Below are 17,741 nucleotides of genomic sequence, written 5' to 3' on the forward strand. Positions count from 1 at the left end.
TTGTTACCGGTCTCTCAATTGAGGAGCCATCGTTCAATCGAACTACCAGATAGAAGAACTTTAGTTGCAGCTAAAGTCTGGGTCTCACCTTACCCGATTGGAGTACTTATTATCCATACAAGGAGATTCAAAACGCGCATCGTGATGCGATTTCTCAACACGATGACAACGTCGTGATGTCCGCGATTTTCTTGCAAGATGATGAATCAAAACCTGCATTTGAAACTCAACTAGCCAGTTTTGTCGGCATGCCTAGCTGTCTGCTTTCTCAATCAGGATGGGCTGCGAATGTCGGTTTATTACAGACTATTTGTGCACCGAACATACCTGTGTATATCGACTTCTTTGCGCATATGTCTTTATGGGAAGGTGCACGTATCGCAGGAGCACAAATTCATCCGTTCATGCATAACAACACCAACCACTTGCGAAAACAGATTTCACGCCATGGTTCGGGAATTATTGTTGTGGATTCGGTTTACAGCACTATCGGAACCATTGCTCCTCTACGTGATATCTACGAAATAGCACAAGAGTTTGACTGCGGCTTAGTTGTGGATGAATCGCACTCGTTAGGTACGCACGGTCCGCAAGGCGCTGGGCTACTGCAAGAGCTGGATTTGACTCATATGGTGGACTTTGTAACCGTAAGTCTTGCAAAGACATTTGCTTATCGTGCTGGCGCAATTTTAGGGGCAGAAAAGCTGGCGAAGACGCTTCCATTTGTCGCGTATCCTGCCATTTTCAGTTCTACCGTGTTACCGCAAGAGATCATTCGGTTAGAAAAAACACTGGACGTCATAAAAAAAGCCGATGACAAGCGGGAGATTTTGTTTAAAAGAGCGAAGTCTCTAGCCGTTGGTTTAAAGCGTATTGGGTTTACTATTCGCAGTGAGTCGCAAATTATCGCGCTAGAATGTGGCAACGAAAGAAACACTGAGCGAGTTCGCGACTTTCTAGAAGAAAGGAATGTCTTTGGTGCAGTTTTCTGTCGCCCTGCAACAGGAAGAAACAAGAACATCATTCGTTTTTCTGTCAATGCGGACATGACTGCCGCCGAAGTCGATCACGTTCTTTCCGCCTGCCAAGAAGCGTTTGTTCATCCCGATCTAGAGTTTGTATAAGCTAGAGTTTAGGTAAAAATAAAGAGCTCAGCAGTTTTGCTGAGCTCTTTATCCGTATTCGCGTTATGATCAACTCGTCTCAAGATAACACAGTTGCGAGTGATTAAATCCAGTTTGCGATTTTGTCGAATAAGCGATTTTTATCCGCTGGTTTCACGATAAAGTCAGACATGCCAGAAGAGCCTATTTTGTCCAGCGTAACAGGTGAGCTATCCCCAGTATGCGCAATAATAGGTACCGACGCATAGTTTTTATCCGAGCTTCGAATTCGCCTTGAAGCTTCTACACCATCCATGATGGGCATCTCGATATCCATAAGAATGAGGTCAACGTTCTCTTGCTCTAATGTATCCAGTGCTTGCTGCCCGTCTTCTTTCTGAATCACTTCAAAGCCCTGCTTTTCGAGTAACATCGCGGTAAATTTTCGCAAAGATTCGTTATCATCCACGACCATAATTGTCCGCTTATTTGACGTATCCAAAGCCACTGAGGCCGTTGGTGTCGATACATAGCTTGAATCATACAAGAGACGGTCAATGGTTGGCTTAGTATTCAATAACCAGGCTTGAGTCTCGACCCAAATAGGCTCATATGCCGCTTTGCATGCTCTCTGTGTCGGGTGATGCTCAAAAAGATAAACGATACGAGCTTCCGTGAAAGACAAAAGAGATTCTAATCTGTCCAATTGGTTTGCTCTTGCATCCAAGCTCTCAAGATCGATAAAAATCAGGTCGAATTCGAACTCATACTCTTTCTTTTTGAGCACTTGATTAACATCTAAGATCGTTGATTCAAAACCCATAAAACGGCTAATGTCCGTCACTTTCGACACAAGAATATCTTGATTAGTCACCGTTAGGATGGTTTTGAGTTTGGTCAAATCGTTTTTAATTTCAGTCACGATATCAGATGTGAGCGGCGGGAAAGTTAACGTGAACTGAGACCACTCACCTAGCTGAGACTGGCATTCAATGTTACCTCCAAAAGAACGCATCACTTTTTTACAAAATGGCAAACCCAAACCATAGCTGCCTGACTTACCAGTTGTGTAAAAGTCCTGAAATATATTACGTAGGACATCAGGAGCAATGCCTGCACCATTATCGGTTACAACGATTTGGTTTGAGTGCTCCGTACTCGTCATGGAGACATGTATGTGGAAATCTTCAGATGTGCGATGATGGAAGGCGTTCTTGAAAAGGTTATACATAACGTATTTGAGTAAGGTATCGCTACCAAGAAAATCAAACTCACTTCTCGCATCTAGGGATATAGCAAAGCGATCCGTCGCACGCTTATAACTAAAGCTTTCAATCGCTTTTTCAACCACTGAGTGAGCAGAATGCTTTTGGAAACTGGATCGCGAGACACGGTTTTCGTCTATCGATGTCAAAAGTAAATCTATCGTCTCGTTGCCCGACTGAATGATGTTCATCGCATCCTCACTAACTTCGCGCAGCAGGGTGACATCCTCTCCGCTCATCAGATATTGGTCTTTCTCGGCTTCTTTTTTACTGGGTAAGACTGATTGGATAACATCGATTGACGTGCAAAGGCCACTTAAAGGGTTACGCATTTCATGCGCAATTCCGGCCCCGAATGACTTGGCCAACGACACTTTCGCTTCGTGCTCTACTTGGTTCCGAAAGTAGAATAAATTGCCAAATACATAAATAAAGAGAAAGATTGGCACATGCGTCCAGTCCATTGTTAAATCGAGATGAAACCCTTTCGCCACCCAAGCAAAGAACGTCGCTAAACCTATTCCGGCAAAAGTTTGAGCGAACATAACTCTTGTGACATGAACCAATAGAATGTGCAAGAAAATCGCGGACATAAAGGACATGACCCAAACATTGGACCAGTCATTCATCAGTAACATATAGAAAAAGAAAAACGGTAAGCAGATCGTTATCGTCACTTGGTAGTAAATATGGATATATTTTCGCCACGTTGACGACAAGCGGTTTCTAAAAATGATGCCAAAGAACAATAGTGAACAAAACAGTCTGAGCGGCAAGTTTTCATAAGCCTGTGGGAAAACAAAATCCCAAACAAAGTAGTACAGCGGAAAGCCAAGAAACCCCATCCAACCAACGAGAGTCAGGTTGGGTTCTGCATATTGATAAACCTTACGTATCGAGTCCATATTATCTATTTTGCCTACTCCGCCTGACGTCCCAATAGTGTGATTTGCATTCATTCTTATCGTTTTATTATTAAGTAATTATATATTACTTAACGCTTATAAGCAGCGCGAAATGGCGCAAATATTTCGCGACGCTTGTCTTTAATTTCAATCTTTTAAGATAGCGACACTTGATTTACAACCAAATAAATGAAGTTGCATATAGTTTAGTGTAATTTTGCGATAATCGCGTTGTATCCTAAGGGATGTTAATCTCATATACGTTCGAGACATTTAAACAGCGCCTTTGGCTCGAACTTCCAAAGATTTAACGACAGCATTCACTGTGGATGTAACGCGGTGATGAACAATTGGCTTGGGGGGTGTTATGGAACCTTTACAAATAAAAAACGTAATTTTTGATGTGGGAAATGTATTAGTACGCTGGTCTCCGGTAGAGATTGTTCGCTTAACATTTGGTCACTCAGTAGAAGCGGAAAAAATGGCCCAGTTGCTGTTTTCATCACAAATCTGGAAAGACTTAAACAAAGGAATCATTTCCGAAGAGGAAGCCAAACTGTGCTATCAACGTGAGCACAAAGTGACAGCGGAAGAAATGGACCGCTTTTTTTACTACGTAAAACATACACAAATATTACTTTACGGCAGTGTCGAACTGCTAAAAAGAATAAAAAGTGCAGGATATAGCGTTTATGCGCTCACAGACAACGTCAACGAAATTGTTGAGCATCTTCGTGCTACCTATGAATTCTGGCCGCTGTTTGACGGTACAATCATCTCTTCTGAAGTGCAGTTACTAAAGCCACAAGCTGAGATCTACCAAGCCCTACTTTCAACATATCAGCTTCAGGCCGAGGAAACGGTATTTCTTGATGATATGCCATACAACGTCGAAGGGGCCCGAGCGGTAGGCATGGAAGCCATTCAATTTGAAAATGCTCAGCAATGCGAGTCAGAGCTAAAAGCCATGGGGCTTTGCTTTTAAGTCGCCCACTGAAACACTAAACTTTAGGACAGGCACAAAAAAGAGCAGCGTTGATGCTGCTCTTATTGCTAAGCTAAAACGTCAGACTAGGAGTAAATAACGTTTTCTTCTATCCCACTAACTAATGACTGAGCATTCTTCCAACGGAATACCTTCTCCAATACTTCTGTACCACCTGGCGCACGCCAAGTTCGCTCTTGACATTCTTGACCTCCAATATGGCGGTAGAATTCAATTGCAGAAATGTTTTGCGATACGACTTCTAGATAAAGACCAGTGTCTTTAAAGTACTGTTGCTGCCATTCTGCGACAGCAAGTAATAGCTGCTTGCCAATACCACGACCACGGTAGCTGTCATCAACATGCAGTGCGTCAATAAAGGTTCCACGCTCGAAGTCATGGTTGCCAAACACACAAACGAAGCCGAGCAACAAACCACCCTCTTCCGCCAAGACAATGTGCTGGTTGAATGGTGGGTTGGTCAGACGGGTTTGCCAGATCAGTAGTTTGTCGTCAATCGCCTCTTTATCAAGATAGTTATCACTAAGAATGCCACGGTAATGACGCTTCCAACTATCCGCATGAAGATGCGCAATGCGCTCGTAGTCCTTATATTCCGCTAATCGTAAATCCATTACGTATTCCTATTTTCTTACATTTTTTACTTCTTTATAGAGTCTCGGCATATTCCACCTTTATAACACTTGTTTCTTGGCAGATTTTATACACCTTAAGCCAGAGCTCATTTTTTAATACTACTCATTATTCAATTAAAAGCAAAATATCCCATCAAGTTCCTTAATGTACATCCAAAGGAACAGTCACATTTGTCTAACTTTAATTTGACTTACACGTGTACGCTGATATTCTGGCGAACAGTTGTTAGCTCAAAGTTAGGAATACACCTGTGACTCAAAACAAACCACCCATTATCTGGTTGAATACATTGATATTTTCTTCCAGTTTTGTTCTGACTTTTATTGTAATGCCTTGGTATGCATATCATTTTGGACTGGGTTGGGAGCATCTAGTTTGGGGAGTGATGGCATTCAGTTTTACGAATCTTTCTATTACAGCAGGCTATCACCGACTCTGGAGCCACAAAACATACGAAGCTCATCCAATTTTACGTGCTATTTTTGCGATTGGAGGAGCATTTTCTTTGCAAAATAGTGCATTACACTGGTCTTCTGATCATCGTGTACACCACAAGCATGTCGACAATAACGACAAAGATCCTTACTCAGCAAAACGAGGCTTTTGGTATTCTCACATTGGCTGGATGTTACGCGACTACAACAAATCGCAGGAAAACGAATACACCAACTGCCGCGATTTAAAGCGTGACAAAATCGTCATGTGGCAACATAAGTACTATGTTCCACTTGCTCTACTCACCAATATTGGCTTTCCGGTCGCTCTTGGAATTATCTACGGCGATATTTGGGGTATGTTATTAGTAGTTGGTGCCGCTCGACTCTTTATGAGCCACCACACGACCTTTTTCATTAACTCACTTGCGCATGTTTGGGGAAAGCAGACTTTCACGGACAAAAACACCGCTCGCGACAACGGAGTGTTAGCCTTTTTCACATTTGGTGAGGGCTACCACAATTTCCATCATATCTTCGAGAATGACTATCGTAATGGTGTGTATTGGTGGCATTACGACCCGACAAAGTGGTTGATTAAGTCTTGTTCTTGGCTTGGACTCACATCTAAGTTGCGCACAACGCCTACATTTAGAATTGAAAAAGCTCGCGCAACTCAACTCTTGAAGAAAGCAAAAGAAAAACTGGGAGCAAAACCGAATACGCAAACGATTCTTGATCAGTTACAACACGAGTTTGATGCGCTAGTTCATCACATGCAGGAATATTATGAAATGCGCAAGGAAGTACTCGGTGCAAAAACAGCCAGTGTGGTAAAAAAATACGAGTGCTCTGTGACAAAGATAAAGTATCAGCAAATCAAAGCGGAGTTCGAACGGCAACAACGCAGTTGGAACCTGATGGTGCGCCGATACGCTTAACTTAACCCATCCTTACGATTTAGCTTCGCTTCGGCGAAGCTTTTATGTTGCAAGGATTATTACCCTCTCCCAACTCACTGAGTTGTTTCTTTTTCTCATTTTGAATCAATTCCCTCACTATTTATTCAAATTTCTGGTCATATTTTCCTTCCTGCAAACAGCTTCAAACCAGCACATAACACTTAGAAAACCAAATTCCAACAATACAATCTAACGAAATTAATTATTAAATTATTATTTGTCTCAGATCATGCAAGCCCCATATTTGTCTCGTGCCACAGTTAAGAATTCTGTAAATTCCTTGTCATAAACTGAAACAGTTTCTTTCTTTTTTTTCATAACATTCGGAGATCCCTATGTTAGAGCTCTTAATTGGCTTAGTTGTCACCATTGCTGTGGGTTACTTTATCGTCAAAGGCTATAAAGCAGCGGGCGTGTTACTGACGGCTGGTCTTGCTTTACTTCTTATGACTGGCGTATTGGGGCATGACGTGCTGCCCTCAAAAATCACCTCAACCGGTAACATGGTGACAGACGCGCTAGAATACGTGAAATACATGCTACAATACCGCGGCGGTGGCCTTGGTATGCAAATCATGTTGCTATGTGGCTTCGCTTCCTATATGACTCACATCGGCGCGAATAACGTTGTAGTGAAACAGTTCTCTAAACCGCTTTCTGTTATCAAGTCTCCTTATGTCCTTTTGGTAGCGGCTTACATTGTGGCGTGTTTGATGTCTCTTGCGGTAAGTTCTGCAACTGGCCTTGGCGTACTATTAATGGCGACATTGTTCCCAATGATGGTCGCGATGGGGATCTCTCGTCCAGCAGCGGTTGCAGTTTGTGCCTCTCCTGCGGCAATCATTCTTTCTCCAACCTCTGGTGATGTGGTGATCGCCGCCGAAAAATCTGGCTTGGCGCTTGATGTGTTTGCGGTACAAACAGTGTTGCCTGTTTCTATCTGCGCAATCATCGTGATGGCTGCCGCGGCTTTCTTCTGGAACAAATACTTAGATAAGAAAGAAAATACGCCAATGGAAAAAATTGACGTATCAGAGATCAAAGCCGATGCACCAGCGTTTTATGCGGCACTGCCATTTCTACCTATCATCGGCGTGTTCCTATTCAACGGTCGTACCATTCCAGGACTTAGCCTAGACATTTACACTATTGTGGTCGGTTCGATTTTCCTTGGCGCTCTGATCCATTACGTTGTAAATAAGTTTGATGGTAAGAAATCACTGGAAGATTTAGATTCTTGTTACGCTGGCATGGCTGACGCGTTCAAAGGCGTTGTGATGCTTTTGGTTGCAGCGGGGGTTTTTGCGCAAGGTCTAATGTCTATCGGCGCTATCGATAACCTACTTCACCTTGCAGACAATGCAGGTGCAGGCGGTGTTGCTTTAATGCTTATCCTTACTGCATTGACAGTTGCAGCAGCAATTGCAACGGGGTCTGGTAACGCGCCTTTCTATGCATTTGTAGAGTTGGCACCATCTTTGGCTGCGAAAATGGGACTAAACCCAGCGTTCCTAATTATCCCGATGCTTCAAGCATCAAACCTAGGTCGTACTATCTCACCAGTGTCTGGCGTAATCGTTGCGACATCCGGTATGGCGAACATCAGCCCGTTTGAGGTTGTAAAACGAACATCTGTTCCGGTTCTTGCTGGTCTTATCACAGTTATAATTGGTACTATGGTGCTTGTTCCAATGAGTGCCTAACGGCATCGCCAATATTGCTTATCGACAAGGCCCGGCTTCTAGCTGGGCCTATTTCTTTCATCTCTCCAGTGCCATTATTCTTTCTGTATTGCTTTGTAAATGCATTTTAATTGTTACTCAACTCGTGACATATTTCTCGGTTATTACATCGCTTCTTCAGAAGCATTTGCTTAATATCTCAACAGTTTATATAAGAACTGAATACATTAAGAAAATGGGATTTATTATGACTGCATTTATTGTCTTTATCGTTATTGTCCTGCTCATTGTGGTGTACGCCGTCAGTATCTACAACAAGCTCGTTACTCTACAAAACCGTTTCAAAAACAGCTTCGCTCAAATAGAAGTTCAATTAAAACGTCGATACGATTTGATTCCGAACTTAGTTAATACTGCAAAAGGCTATATGGAACACGAAAAAGAAACATTTGAACGTGTCATCCAAGCTCGTAATCAAGCAATTGCTGGCCTGAAAGCAGCCAGTGACGCGCCTGGTAGTGATGCGGCAATTAGCCAACTAAACCAAGCAGAAGGCATGCTGCAAAGTGCGTTGGGCAAACTGAATGTTGTAGTGGAAGCCTACCCTGAGCTTAAAGCGAATGAAACCATGAGTCAGCTTCAAGAAGAATTAACCAGCACTGAGAACAAAGTTGCGTTTGCTCGCCAAGCATTTAATGATGCGGTAACCAGCTACAACACATACAAACAAACGTTCCCGCCCGTGTTGTTTTCCAACGCATTCGGATTCCAAGATGGCAAACTGTTAGAGTTTTCTGACAGTGCTGAAATACAAGCGGCCCCGAAGGTTGAGTTCTAATGAATTTCTTTGACCATCAAGATACCGCGCGTCAACGCACTGGGCTTTTGGTGTTCCTGTTTTCCTTAGCAGTTGTCACCATCACTGGTTTGGTAAGCGTATTATCGATTGGTATCTATTACGGAGTAACAGGCGAACACTTTGATCAAGAAACCGCACTTACCTACGTCTTGTTGTGCTTTGCCGGTGTATTGCTGGTTGTTGCGATAAGTTCAATGGTTCGCTTGTCCGCCCTCACCTCCAATGGAGGCCGAGGTGTTGCTGAGAGCATAGGCGGCAAGCTGATTTCCTCAAACACCTTAGGTGCAAAACATAGACAACTGCTCAACGTTGTGGAAGAGATGGCAATTGCATCTGGTATTCCGGTTCCTCCCGTCTATGTGATGCAGGAAGAGCTCGGTATCAATGCTTTCGCAGCAGGCATGAGCATTGATGATGCCGTCATCGGCGTCACACAAGGCGCACTGGATAGCTTCACGCGAGATGAACTACAAGGTGTCATTGCTCATGAATTCAGCCATATCTTAAACGGAGATATGCGTTTGAATACGCGTCTTATCGGCGTACTGTTTGGCATCACTTGCATTGCACATTTTGGACACTTGGTCTTAGATAACACTCATCATACGAGTCGCGTATCAAGAAGTTCTTCCGATTCCGATAAAGGCTTTGCGGTTATCATGCTGATTGCGATTATCTGTTTGGTTCTGGGCTGGATTGGCACCTTGTTTGGCTCGATGATCAAAGCCGCAATCTCTCGTCAACGTGAATTTCTCGCTGATGCCAGTGCCGTTCAATTTACTCGAAACGATCAAGGCATTGCTGGTGCACTCAAGAAAATTGGTAGTCATATGGCGGGTTCTTCATTGAATACAAAAGCAAGCGATGAGATGAGCCATATGATGTTTGGTCAAAGCAAACTCTCCGGCTTTTCTGGCCTATTTGCGACTCACCCTCCACTAGAAGAACGGATTCGCCGAATTGAACCTGGTTGGGATGGAAGTTTTTCTCAAAGTTCGCATCGTCCAACGACAAGCTTTGAGAATGATAACGTTAGTGGATTCACATCAGGGACATCGACACAACCGGAGAAACCAACCACTGCAGAACTCAGCGAAGTAGGTCAACAACTACTTAACCAACTTCCTTCCGAACTTGTCGACATCGCTCGTGAACCATATAGTGCGCGCTTTATTGCTTTTGCCTTGATATTTGATGGCAGTGAACTCCAGCGAGAGATGATAAAAAGTCATATCCCAAATGTGTCTCAAGCACAATTATTACCATGGCTAGATTATGATTTGCCTCTTCATCTACGCTTTCCATTACTCGAACTCTCCATCCCTGCCTTGAAATCGCTGAGTGAGGGTCAGAAAAACAGACTGTGCCAGGTGCTACGTGAACTCTCTCAAACTGATGATCACTACTCACTCGCAGAATGGTGTGTCATCAACTTATTGGAGAAGCAACTACTCGAATCGTATGGATGTACAAAACAGATCCAATCTTTAAAGCAATTAAAAGAGAGTGTTTTTTGGCTACTGCGCGAATTGGCTTGGGTTAGTCACTCTCAACCGGAAGACGCTCAACGTGCATTTAGCAGCGCCCTAACCTGTTTGGGCTTTAATGATGCAGAGTTACAACCCGCAAATAAGAACTGGGGCCTAAATCGCGCTGCTTTAGAGCTCCTACTGCAACTCAAACCGAAAAGTCGTCGCTTGTTCGTAAAAGCGTGTCGATTAGCGATTGAATCGGATGGAAAGGTTACCGTTGCGGAAGGAGAACTCTATAGAGTAATCGCCTGCTTCTTAGAAGTTCCAGAGCCGCCACTAACAGTATCAGTCAATACAGGACAAACCCTACCGAGCCAAACACAACAAGCTAACTGACTTAGCTTTAAACAAAAACGCCAGCACTTTTGCTGGCGTTTTTTCATTATGTTTTCTGATTTGACGATTTACGCTGACTTAAATCGGTCAGGGGTCTTAGTGATACTCTCTCGATAACTAAACCATAAGTAGGTCACGGCGAGAGAGAAGAATAAATACGAAAGTGCGAATACGATTGGAGATGTAATTAATTCAGCCGACATTCCCCACATCACACCAACAACCGTTATCGTCAACTTAGAAAGCATGCCGCAAATTAGTAAGAATAAAGCAAGCTGTGGAAAGCGCGAGCTACGGAATGCAAAGAAATAGCAGCTCCCTACCGCTAGAGAAGCAATAGATAGGCCCAACATAAATGAATGGATGTGATCTGCAGATGCGACACCAGCAGATACCGAAGCCATGAGTAATAGGAACAGTTTCATAAGTCACCTCACAACAAGTCTAAAAAAGCATCCCTTCATAAATGAAATCTCATTTTTCGCTATATTCTGCTCCTATAATCTGCAATTACAAGTGACTTTTTTGTTCACTTAATGCACAAAAAACCTAATCAGCTCTAGTTATTACAAAAGGTTAACAATTTAAATTTAAGAAACCCTTTACATCCAATACTTACGGCGATAAGACGATATTTCAGTCATTTTTGTTACAGGGAGTTAACACGGTAACATTTTGAAATTTTTTATATGAAATGTGAGCTGTGCACCCAACTGCGCACTGAATTCTCTATTTTGACTAGTTCCTCATTCCCAATAACAGAAATCATCACTTTTTGATAACACGCTAACCACATACAAAACCATGAATTCACATCCGCTTTTAATGTTTCAAATTATTTTATCAGTAACGGTAAAAAGAGATTCCAATCACATATTTATTGGTTATAATCCGCGCTCATTGCGTTAATCGTTGAAAAACGCAAACTAATTTTGAGAAAAAACATCTTTAAACCAACCCTCTTTGCGGCATTGCCAACAAGAGGAAAAACTGAGAATGAAAATGAGCAAGATTGATAAAGCTATGCGCATCCTGTTAGCAGGGTTCTGTATCAACCTTTGTCTTGGCATCCTGTATGCTTGGAGTGTATTCAACAAGGCACTGGTAACTGAATCAGGCTGGAGTGCTGCAGAAGCTTCTGCACCTTACGCAACTGCAACCATCACTTTCTCTATCTGTCTTCTTGTTGCAGGTATTCTTCAAGACCGCATGGGTCCGCGTATGATTCTTATCCTAGGTACTGTTCTTACAGGTCTAGGCATGATCGCATCTGGCTTTGTTGACACTCCACTCATGCTGAACATTACCTTCGGTGTGATCACAGGTGCAGGTATCGGTTTTGGCTACGCATGCCTATCACCTTCTGCAATGAAATGGTTCCACGCTTCGAAGAAAGGCATGGTTAACGGCATTATTGCGGCTGGTTTCGGGCTAGCGGCTATCTACCTAGCACCAGTAACATCATCATTGATCGACAGCATGGGCATTCAAACGAGCTTTATGGTTCTTGGTGTTGGTATCCTGGCAATTGCAGTTCCTCTTGCAGCAACCATCAATAACCCACCAGCAGACTACACGCCTGCAGAACCGAAAGTAAAAGAAGGTCAAGCACCTAAAGCGGTTAAAAAGTCAGATGATCTAACTTGGAAAGCAATGTTGAAAACGCCACAGTTCTACTCTCTATGGATCATGTACGCGTTCGCAGCTTCTGTTGGTCTAATGATCATCGGTAACATCACGACCATCGCAAGCGTTCAAGCAAACTTGCCAAACGCGGTTTACCTAGCGTCCATTCTTGCTGTATTCAACTCTGGCGGTCGTGTTGCTGCGGGTATGCTTGCAGATAAAATCGGCGGTGTTCGTACGCTTCTACTTGCGTTCGTCTTACAAGGCGTAAACATGGTGCTGTTCGCAACGTTCGACTCTGAGTTCACTCTGATCATTGGTACTGCGATCGCAGCGGTAGGTTACGGTACACTTCTAGCGGTATTCCCTACGCTAACGGCCGAGTTCTACGGTTTGAAAAACTACGGTACTAACTACGGTGTGCTTTACACTGCATGGGGTATCGGTGGTGCAATCGGCGCAGCAGTTGTTGGCTTCTCTATGACGAACGGCGAAGGCTACACCTTGGCTTACACTATTTCTTCAGCAATGATGGCAGTATGTATCATACTTGCGTTCATCACTAAGCCACTGTCTGAAGCGAAAGTAGCGCAGCTAAAAAACGCATAATTGCGAATTGATTTGATAGCGAAAAGGCTTAACCTATGGGTTAAGCCTTTTTTGTTATCGGTCGTTTATGGAAAGCCCTATCGAACTTGCACCAGACTACTATCTAGAAAACTTCTTTAAGCTGACTCACCACGCAGTAACCTGGTACAGCGATTTACTGGCCGAGGATGAACACGCTTGGCTTTGCTCGTTTGATTCCTTGAGCAAACACGCCCAATGCCTGTTGGTGCGTTTATACAGCCGAAAAGGGTGTTGGTTTCGAAGTGATAAGCTGAGTTATCAAGAAATACCTTCTATCAATGAAGCACTGGCAGAATTGAGTCAACATGAGTTTGTGGCCCTTTCCCCCACACTCTCTCATCAAGAGTTAGCGTCTAACTTACTGACGAAACCAGAGATCTCTGCACTTTACCCAGAGCTACCGAAGTCATTAAAGAAAGATGTCCTTGTGGAGCGTTTAAGCAACACGGAATTTGATCGTTTTGAGCAGCTTGAGTTTACGATCATCAAACTCAATTCCGCCCACATGATCGATGTTTTACTCACCCTATTTTTTGCCAACACCCATCAAGACTTAAGTCAGTTTGTGCTTGATGACTTAGGTCTACATCAGTTCGAGCAATACCAATTGAGTAAAGTGCGCCGTTTCTTTGATTCACGTGAGCAAATAGACCGCTTAATTGAACTGAGCCAACTGAGCAACCTGTACTGGCAATTTGATCGAAAAGACAAAGCCAATCTCGACTTATTAATTGAGGCAATGCCTCAGCCCGTTAATCACCATTACGTGGATCGTAAACGTGAACACATGTTGAATGACATAGCACGTGATTACGAACGGATTGATGAGCTAGAGACCGCCCTATCACTATTTGGCCAAACTCAGCTCGCTCCGAGCCGAGAACGACGTGCACGTATCTATGACAAACTAAACCAAGATGATTTATTTAGTGACATTGTCACAGAGATGCTGCAGTCGCCAATTGATGTGTCTGAGCTCGAAGTCGCACAAAAACTTGAGCAACGGTTGAAGCGAAAACAAGGCGCGAAAATGCCAAGAGTAGCAAAGCCACTCTGCTCCGAATACCATATTGAACTGGATTTATCTCAACAACGAGTCGAGCTTGCCAGTAAAGCGTATTTTGAGTCCTTAGGCTGGAATGTGTTTTACGCTGAAAATGCGTTGCTCAACTCGCTACTGGGGCTTACATTCTGGGATGCGATTTTTGCTCCTATTGAAGGGGCATTCATTAACGCTTATCAACACCGCCCTTTAGATTTATATCACTCGGATTTTGTTACCAAGCGCCAAGCTTTGATAGACACCGCTTTTGCCGAACTAGAAGCGGGCAACACCCAGACGTTATTGACAAAATACGATGAGAAGTTTGGCATTAGTAATCCATTTGTACATTGGAATTTAATAAGTAAAGAGCTACTCGAAACAGCGCTCAACACTATCCCAACCAATATGCTGATGGCGCTGTTCAAAATACAATTGAGCGACCTTAAGCTTTACCGTAATGGGATGCCGGATCTCATTGCTTTTAAAGAAAATGAGTTCGAGTGGATTGAAGTGAAAGGCCCTGGCGATAAACTCCAGGATAACCAATGGCGTTGGATCAAAGAGTTTACTCGCCTTAATGTCCCGTTTGCGGTGTGTTACGTCGCAGCAACTTAACTTACTCTATATAAAGAGCTTGGTGTTTGTTCACTCAAACCGCCCCTCGATTATCGCCCCTTGCTCTTTTTTCTAAACATTTTTTCGTTTCTTCACGATCGCTTCACGCTTCTTCACACAAAATGCGCTTCTACTCACTAAGTTGACTTGAAGAGGAAAAATAAAATGAACAAAACACTTCTTGCGTTACTTGTTACCTGCTCTGTTTCGGTATCTGCGGCTCCTTATGTAGGTCTGGAATATGGACTAGGCACCACTGACCATGATTTGGAACCTCACTTTTCAACTGACAACGTAACACTCAACCCTGAGCTTGAAGACGGTATTTTCTCAGGCTTTGTCGGTTACGCATTTAATGACAACTGGGCATTGGAACTGGGTTACAGCCAGTTTGACCTTGATGATAGTCGTTCAAAAAACCTAGGTATCAAGTCAATCGATGGCAAAGATTACCATCATGAAATGGATTGGGATGCGTCAATCAAAGCCAAGCAAGTGTCGCTGGCACCTGTGTTTAACTATGCATTAAATGATAAATGGACAACAAAATTCAAAGCGGGTTTAACGTACACGGAATACAACGCCAAGGTTTCTAAACATCAAGAATACGAGCTTGTCGCGAACGACGATGTGGAAATGAACAACACGCTTTTCCATAGCACGGAGAAAAACAACGAGCTAGGCGCAATGCTCTCAGTGGGTGCGGAATACAGAATTTTCCCGCAGCTCACCATAGGTGTAAACGCAAAATATCAACTAGACCGATACGCGAACACTGCATCCTTTAACGTAGGCACAACTTACTACTTCTAATTTAAGGAGACGATAATGAAAAAAAAGATTTTAGCAGCCATGTTTGCCCTACTTTCAAGCTCAGCTTTCGCCGCGTTTAATGGTCCAGAAATAGGCGTAATTAATTCGGTGAAAGAGGCGCACAACGCAACCGACGACAGCGCAGTCATGTTAACCGGGCACATTGTTCAATCTCTTGGTAACGAGACTTACTTGTTCAAAGATGAGACTGGTGAAATAGAAGTGGAAATCGACAATGAAGATTGGATGGGGCTAGACGTTGGTCCAAACGATAAAGTGACGATTCTAGGCGAAGTTGACTCAGAGTGGACAACCACGCAGATTGACGTAGAGACCATTCAAAAGCTTTAATTCGCCTGACACCTCAACACAAACAACACAGCCACATATTGGAGGCTGTGTTGTTTACGACCCGTGAAACTACTCGTTTAGCTGGTCAAGCAAGGACAATCTTGCGGCAAGACTAATCGTATACTCTTGGGCTGAACATCAAACCGTATTGTTCTCGAATGATATGGTTCACCATCTAAATTAAGCGGTAGTGGATTTGGGAAGTCTATCTCTAACCAGCTTGCTCTTGTGTGTTTTACAAACTCACCTTTCTCACTAGGATTATTGATCTCTTCGATAACTTTCGGCAGCTCATGAGGTAAGAATGGACGCACCAGTGTTAGATCCATCAAGCCATCATTAATCATCGCTTTCGACGCTAACTCTTGCCCACCTCCAGCTAAGCGACCATTGCAGAAAGCGCCAAGCAACATTTCTCCCTGATAAGCCCCACCTTCAATTTTTATTGTTCCGTCATAAGGTTTAAAGCCGAGCGCTTTTACAACACCGGTTAGTGTATAAGCGCCGCCACCAAGAAAGTTTTTAAGTTCAACAGGCGTTTCTGCCGTAACTTCTGCGCCAAACCCTGCTGTTGCCACGTTAATAAAGTAGCGATCGTTAGCCTTGACACAATCGACCAAAGCAGACTGCCCTTCTACGGCGAGAGATAAAGACGCCTTGATAGAAGCTGGCACTTGAATCGCGGTGGCAAAATCATTTGCGGTACCAAGAGGGATAATGGCTAACTCAGGGCGTTTTTCTTCTTCAATTTGGATAATCGCAGAAGCCGCCTCATTGACGGTCCCATCGCCACCAGCGACAACAATACGTTCAATCCCTTCATCAACCGCTTCTTTCACCAAGCGCGGCATGTCTTGAGATTCCCAAGTCACTCGCACTTGCACATCGACGCCCTTGTCTCTCATTTTCATGATTGCATCTCTTAACTCTGGGTTCCCAGCTTTTTTGCCGTTAAGGATGGCACGTATTGTCTTCTTCATTGCACTTCCTATTGGTTGATGACTTTCCCTGCTTGTTTAATCTGTGATCGCAACCATTGATGGGCACTGTCGTTTGTCCGACTAGGATGCCATATTGTGCAGAGCTCATAGGTTTGTTCATCAAATGGCATAGATAAAGATTTAACATGATAGGTGTTGCTGAACAAGTTGATCATCGACTCGGGCATTAAACCAATATATTCACTACCGCAGATAACAGGTAGCATTTCCAACACGCCAGAAGCTCGATACTTTATCTTTCTTTTGTCCAAGTCGACAATATCATCGGCGTTTAACAAGCTCTTACGACTCTGCCACTGCGAAACCACCACATGTTCTTCTTCAAAAAATTGTTCAGCCGTAATCTCGTTCTTTAAGCGTGGGTGCTCCTCGCTACACACCACCACCAAGCGTTCAGTAAGCACAGTTTCAACTTTTAAAACCGTTCGTGCTCTTGGCGCAATATCAATGATCAAGTCGTAACGTTGCAAACGCAGATCGCTTTCATAATCTTCTGTAAAGAGTGGATGAACCTCTAAAGCAATATATGGTGCTAACTCACGGATCTGATTCATGACTTGAGGGAGCAACTCAAAACTTGCAACAGAGACACAAGCAATGGAAAACACTCGATTTGACACTTTAGGGTCAAATTCGCTAGAAGCCGCCAGAGTTGAAGTAAAGTTTTGCACCGAAGTAAGAAGCGCAGGGTAAATATCCATAGCAAAAGAGGTAGGTTCTACACCCTTGGTGCAGCGATGAAATAAAGGTTCATCATAAATATCACGAAGGCGTGCCAACGCTTTGCTGACTGCGGGCTGCGTGATACTGAGACGTGCTGCCGCTTTAGATAAGTTCCCCTCTTCATAAATGGCAATAAAGATGGGGATGAGATTAAGATCGGTCGGTTTCATGCTATTAAATTTTTCGAAAATCACTTTTTCTATTTTAATCTAACAGC

14 protein-coding genes and 1 pseudogene are annotated in these 17,741 nt (G+C 43.4%); 10 read left to right on the top strand and 5 right to left on the bottom strand.

Annotation, left to right across the window (positions count from 1 at the left end):
- Window positions 1-125: 125 nt before the first annotated feature.
- Window positions 126-1,124, top strand: a pseudogene (gene cqsA / locus NL643_RS21360) (alpha-hydroxyketone-type quorum-sensing autoinducer synthase); the annotation flags it as partial.
- A 103-nt stretch (window positions 1,125-1,227) separates the two neighbouring features.
- On the opposite strand, the gene NL643_RS21365 reads toward cqsA, so the two are convergent.
- Window positions 1,228-3,273: a response regulator gene (locus tag NL643_RS21365; RefSeq protein WP_253645149.1), complete on the bottom strand. Its 2,046-nt coding sequence runs from the start codon at window positions 3,271-3,273 to the stop codon at window positions 1,228-1,230.
- A gap of 367 nt (window positions 3,274-3,640) precedes the next feature.
- On the opposite strand from NL643_RS21365, the gene NL643_RS21370 reads away from it, so the two are divergent.
- Window positions 3,641-4,258: an HAD family phosphatase gene (locus tag NL643_RS21370; protein ID WP_253645131.1), complete on the top strand. Its 618-nt coding sequence runs from the start codon at window positions 3,641-3,643 to the stop codon at window positions 4,256-4,258.
- A gap of 86 nt (window positions 4,259-4,344) precedes the next feature.
- Here NL643_RS21370 and NL643_RS21375 read toward each other — a convergent pair whose 3' ends face one another.
- On the bottom strand, window positions 4,345-4,893 hold the full coding sequence (locus NL643_RS21375) for a GNAT family N-acetyltransferase (RefSeq protein WP_005398196.1): 549 nt from the start codon (window positions 4,891-4,893) through the stop codon (window positions 4,345-4,347).
- A 272-nt stretch (window positions 4,894-5,165) separates the two neighbouring features.
- Between NL643_RS21375 and NL643_RS21380 the strand changes: the two genes are divergently transcribed.
- The 4 genes from NL643_RS21380 (at window position 5,166) to NL643_RS21395 (ending at window position 10,720) form a co-directional block, all read left to right on the top strand.
- Window positions 5,166-6,290, top strand: coding sequence for a fatty acid desaturase (locus tag NL643_RS21380; protein WP_005398197.1), 1,125 nt, complete (start codon window positions 5,166-5,168; stop codon window positions 6,288-6,290).
- 356 nt (window positions 6,291-6,646) lie between these two features.
- The gene (gene dcuC / locus NL643_RS21385) at window positions 6,647-8,014 is read left to right on the top strand and encodes an anaerobic C4-dicarboxylate transporter DcuC (protein ID WP_104970627.1); all 1,368 of its coding nucleotides are present in this window, start codon (window positions 6,647-6,649) and stop codon (window positions 8,012-8,014) included.
- Window positions 8,015-8,240: 226 nt separating this feature from the next.
- Window positions 8,241-8,831 carry a LemA family protein gene (locus NL643_RS21390; protein WP_005398201.1) on the top strand — a complete coding sequence of 197 codons (591 nt, stop codon included), beginning with the start codon at window positions 8,241-8,243 and terminating at the stop codon, window positions 8,829-8,831.
- Entirely contained in the window at window positions 8,831-10,720 is a 1,890-nt protein-coding gene (locus NL643_RS21395; RefSeq protein WP_253645132.1) for a M48 family metallopeptidase, read from the top strand. Before NL643_RS21390 ends, NL643_RS21395 begins: the two co-directional genes overlap by 1 nt.
- Before the next feature lie 68 nt (window positions 10,721-10,788).
- Here NL643_RS21395 and NL643_RS21400 read toward each other — a convergent pair whose 3' ends face one another.
- Window positions 10,789-11,145, bottom strand: a complete 357-nt coding sequence (locus tag NL643_RS21400) for an NADH:ubiquinone oxidoreductase (protein ID WP_253645133.1) — start codon at window positions 11,143-11,145, stop codon at window positions 10,789-10,791.
- Window positions 11,146-11,722: 577 nt separating this feature from the next.
- Between NL643_RS21400 and NL643_RS21405 the strand changes: the two genes are divergently transcribed.
- From NL643_RS21405 to NL643_RS21420, 4 genes are all read left to right on the top strand, one after another.
- Entirely contained in the window at window positions 11,723-12,955 is a 1,233-nt protein-coding gene (locus NL643_RS21405) for an OFA family MFS transporter (RefSeq protein WP_253645134.1), read from the top strand.
- Window positions 12,956-13,022: 67 nt separating this feature from the next.
- Complete coding sequence (locus NL643_RS21410; RefSeq protein WP_253645135.1) at window positions 13,023-14,636, top strand: VRR-NUC domain-containing protein; 1,614 nt, start codon at window positions 13,023-13,025, stop codon at window positions 14,634-14,636.
- 165 nt (window positions 14,637-14,801) lie between these two features.
- Window positions 14,802-15,449, top strand: a complete 648-nt coding sequence (locus NL643_RS21415) for an AcfA family outer membrane beta-barrel protein (protein WP_253645136.1) — start codon at window positions 14,802-14,804, stop codon at window positions 15,447-15,449.
- 15 nt (window positions 15,450-15,464) lie between these two features.
- Window positions 15,465-15,800 (top strand): NirD/YgiW/YdeI family stress tolerance protein, encoded by a 336-nt coding sequence (locus NL643_RS21420; RefSeq protein ID WP_253645137.1) that lies wholly within the window; start codon window positions 15,465-15,467, stop codon window positions 15,798-15,800.
- A gap of 77 nt (window positions 15,801-15,877) precedes the next feature.
- Here the strand turns inward: NL643_RS21420 and yegS are convergent, their stop codons facing one another.
- Both yegS and NL643_RS21430 read right to left on the bottom strand, forming a co-directional pair.
- Window positions 15,878-16,780 carry a lipid kinase YegS gene (gene yegS, locus NL643_RS21425; protein ID WP_005398147.1) on the bottom strand — a complete coding sequence of 301 codons (903 nt, stop codon included), beginning with the start codon at window positions 16,778-16,780 and terminating at the stop codon, window positions 15,878-15,880.
- Window positions 16,781-16,788: 8 nt separating this feature from the next.
- Window positions 16,789-17,694, bottom strand: coding sequence for a LysR family transcriptional regulator (locus NL643_RS21430; RefSeq protein WP_253645150.1), 906 nt, complete (start codon window positions 17,692-17,694; stop codon window positions 16,789-16,791).
- Window positions 17,695-17,741 lie beyond the last annotated feature (47 nt).

The organism is Vibrio sp. Y42_MX_L11 (assembly GCF_024181785.1).
In the GTDB taxonomy this organism is placed as follows: domain Bacteria; phylum Pseudomonadota; class Gammaproteobacteria; order Enterobacterales; family Vibrionaceae; genus Vibrio; species Vibrio diabolicus.

Coding starts and splice junctions, on each gene's coding strand:
- NL643_RS21365 (WP_253645149.1), bottom strand. CDS start 3,273: ATGGACTCGATACGTAAGGTTTATCAATATGCAGAACCCAACCTGACT.
- NL643_RS21370 (WP_253645131.1), top strand. CDS start 3,641: ATGGAACCTTTACAAATAAAAAACGTAATTTTTGATGTGGGAAATGTA.
- NL643_RS21375 (WP_005398196.1), bottom strand. CDS start 4,893: ATGGATTTACGATTAGCGGAATATAAGGACTACGAGCGCATTGCGCAT.
- dcuC (WP_104970627.1), top strand. CDS start 6,647: ATGTTAGAGCTCTTAATTGGCTTAGTTGTCACCATTGCTGTGGGTTAC.
- NL643_RS21390 (WP_005398201.1), top strand. CDS start 8,241: ATGACTGCATTTATTGTCTTTATCGTTATTGTCCTGCTCATTGTGGTG.
- NL643_RS21395 (WP_253645132.1), top strand. CDS start 8,831: ATGAATTTCTTTGACCATCAAGATACCGCGCGTCAACGCACTGGGCTT.
- NL643_RS21400 (WP_253645133.1), bottom strand. CDS start 11,145: ATGAAACTGTTCCTATTACTCATGGCTTCGGTATCTGCTGGTGTCGCA.
- NL643_RS21405 (WP_253645134.1), top strand. CDS start 11,723: ATGAGCAAGATTGATAAAGCTATGCGCATCCTGTTAGCAGGGTTCTGT.
- NL643_RS21410 (WP_253645135.1), top strand. CDS start 13,023: ATGGAAAGCCCTATCGAACTTGCACCAGACTACTATCTAGAAAACTTC.
- NL643_RS21415 (WP_253645136.1), top strand. CDS start 14,802: ATGAACAAAACACTTCTTGCGTTACTTGTTACCTGCTCTGTTTCGGTA.
- NL643_RS21420 (WP_253645137.1), top strand. CDS start 15,465: ATGAAAAAAAAGATTTTAGCAGCCATGTTTGCCCTACTTTCAAGCTCA.
- yegS (WP_005398147.1), bottom strand. CDS start 16,780: ATGAAGAAGACAATACGTGCCATCCTTAACGGCAAAAAAGCTGGGAAC.
- NL643_RS21430 (WP_253645150.1), bottom strand. CDS start 17,694: ATGAAACCGACCGATCTTAATCTCATCCCCATCTTTATTGCCATTTAT.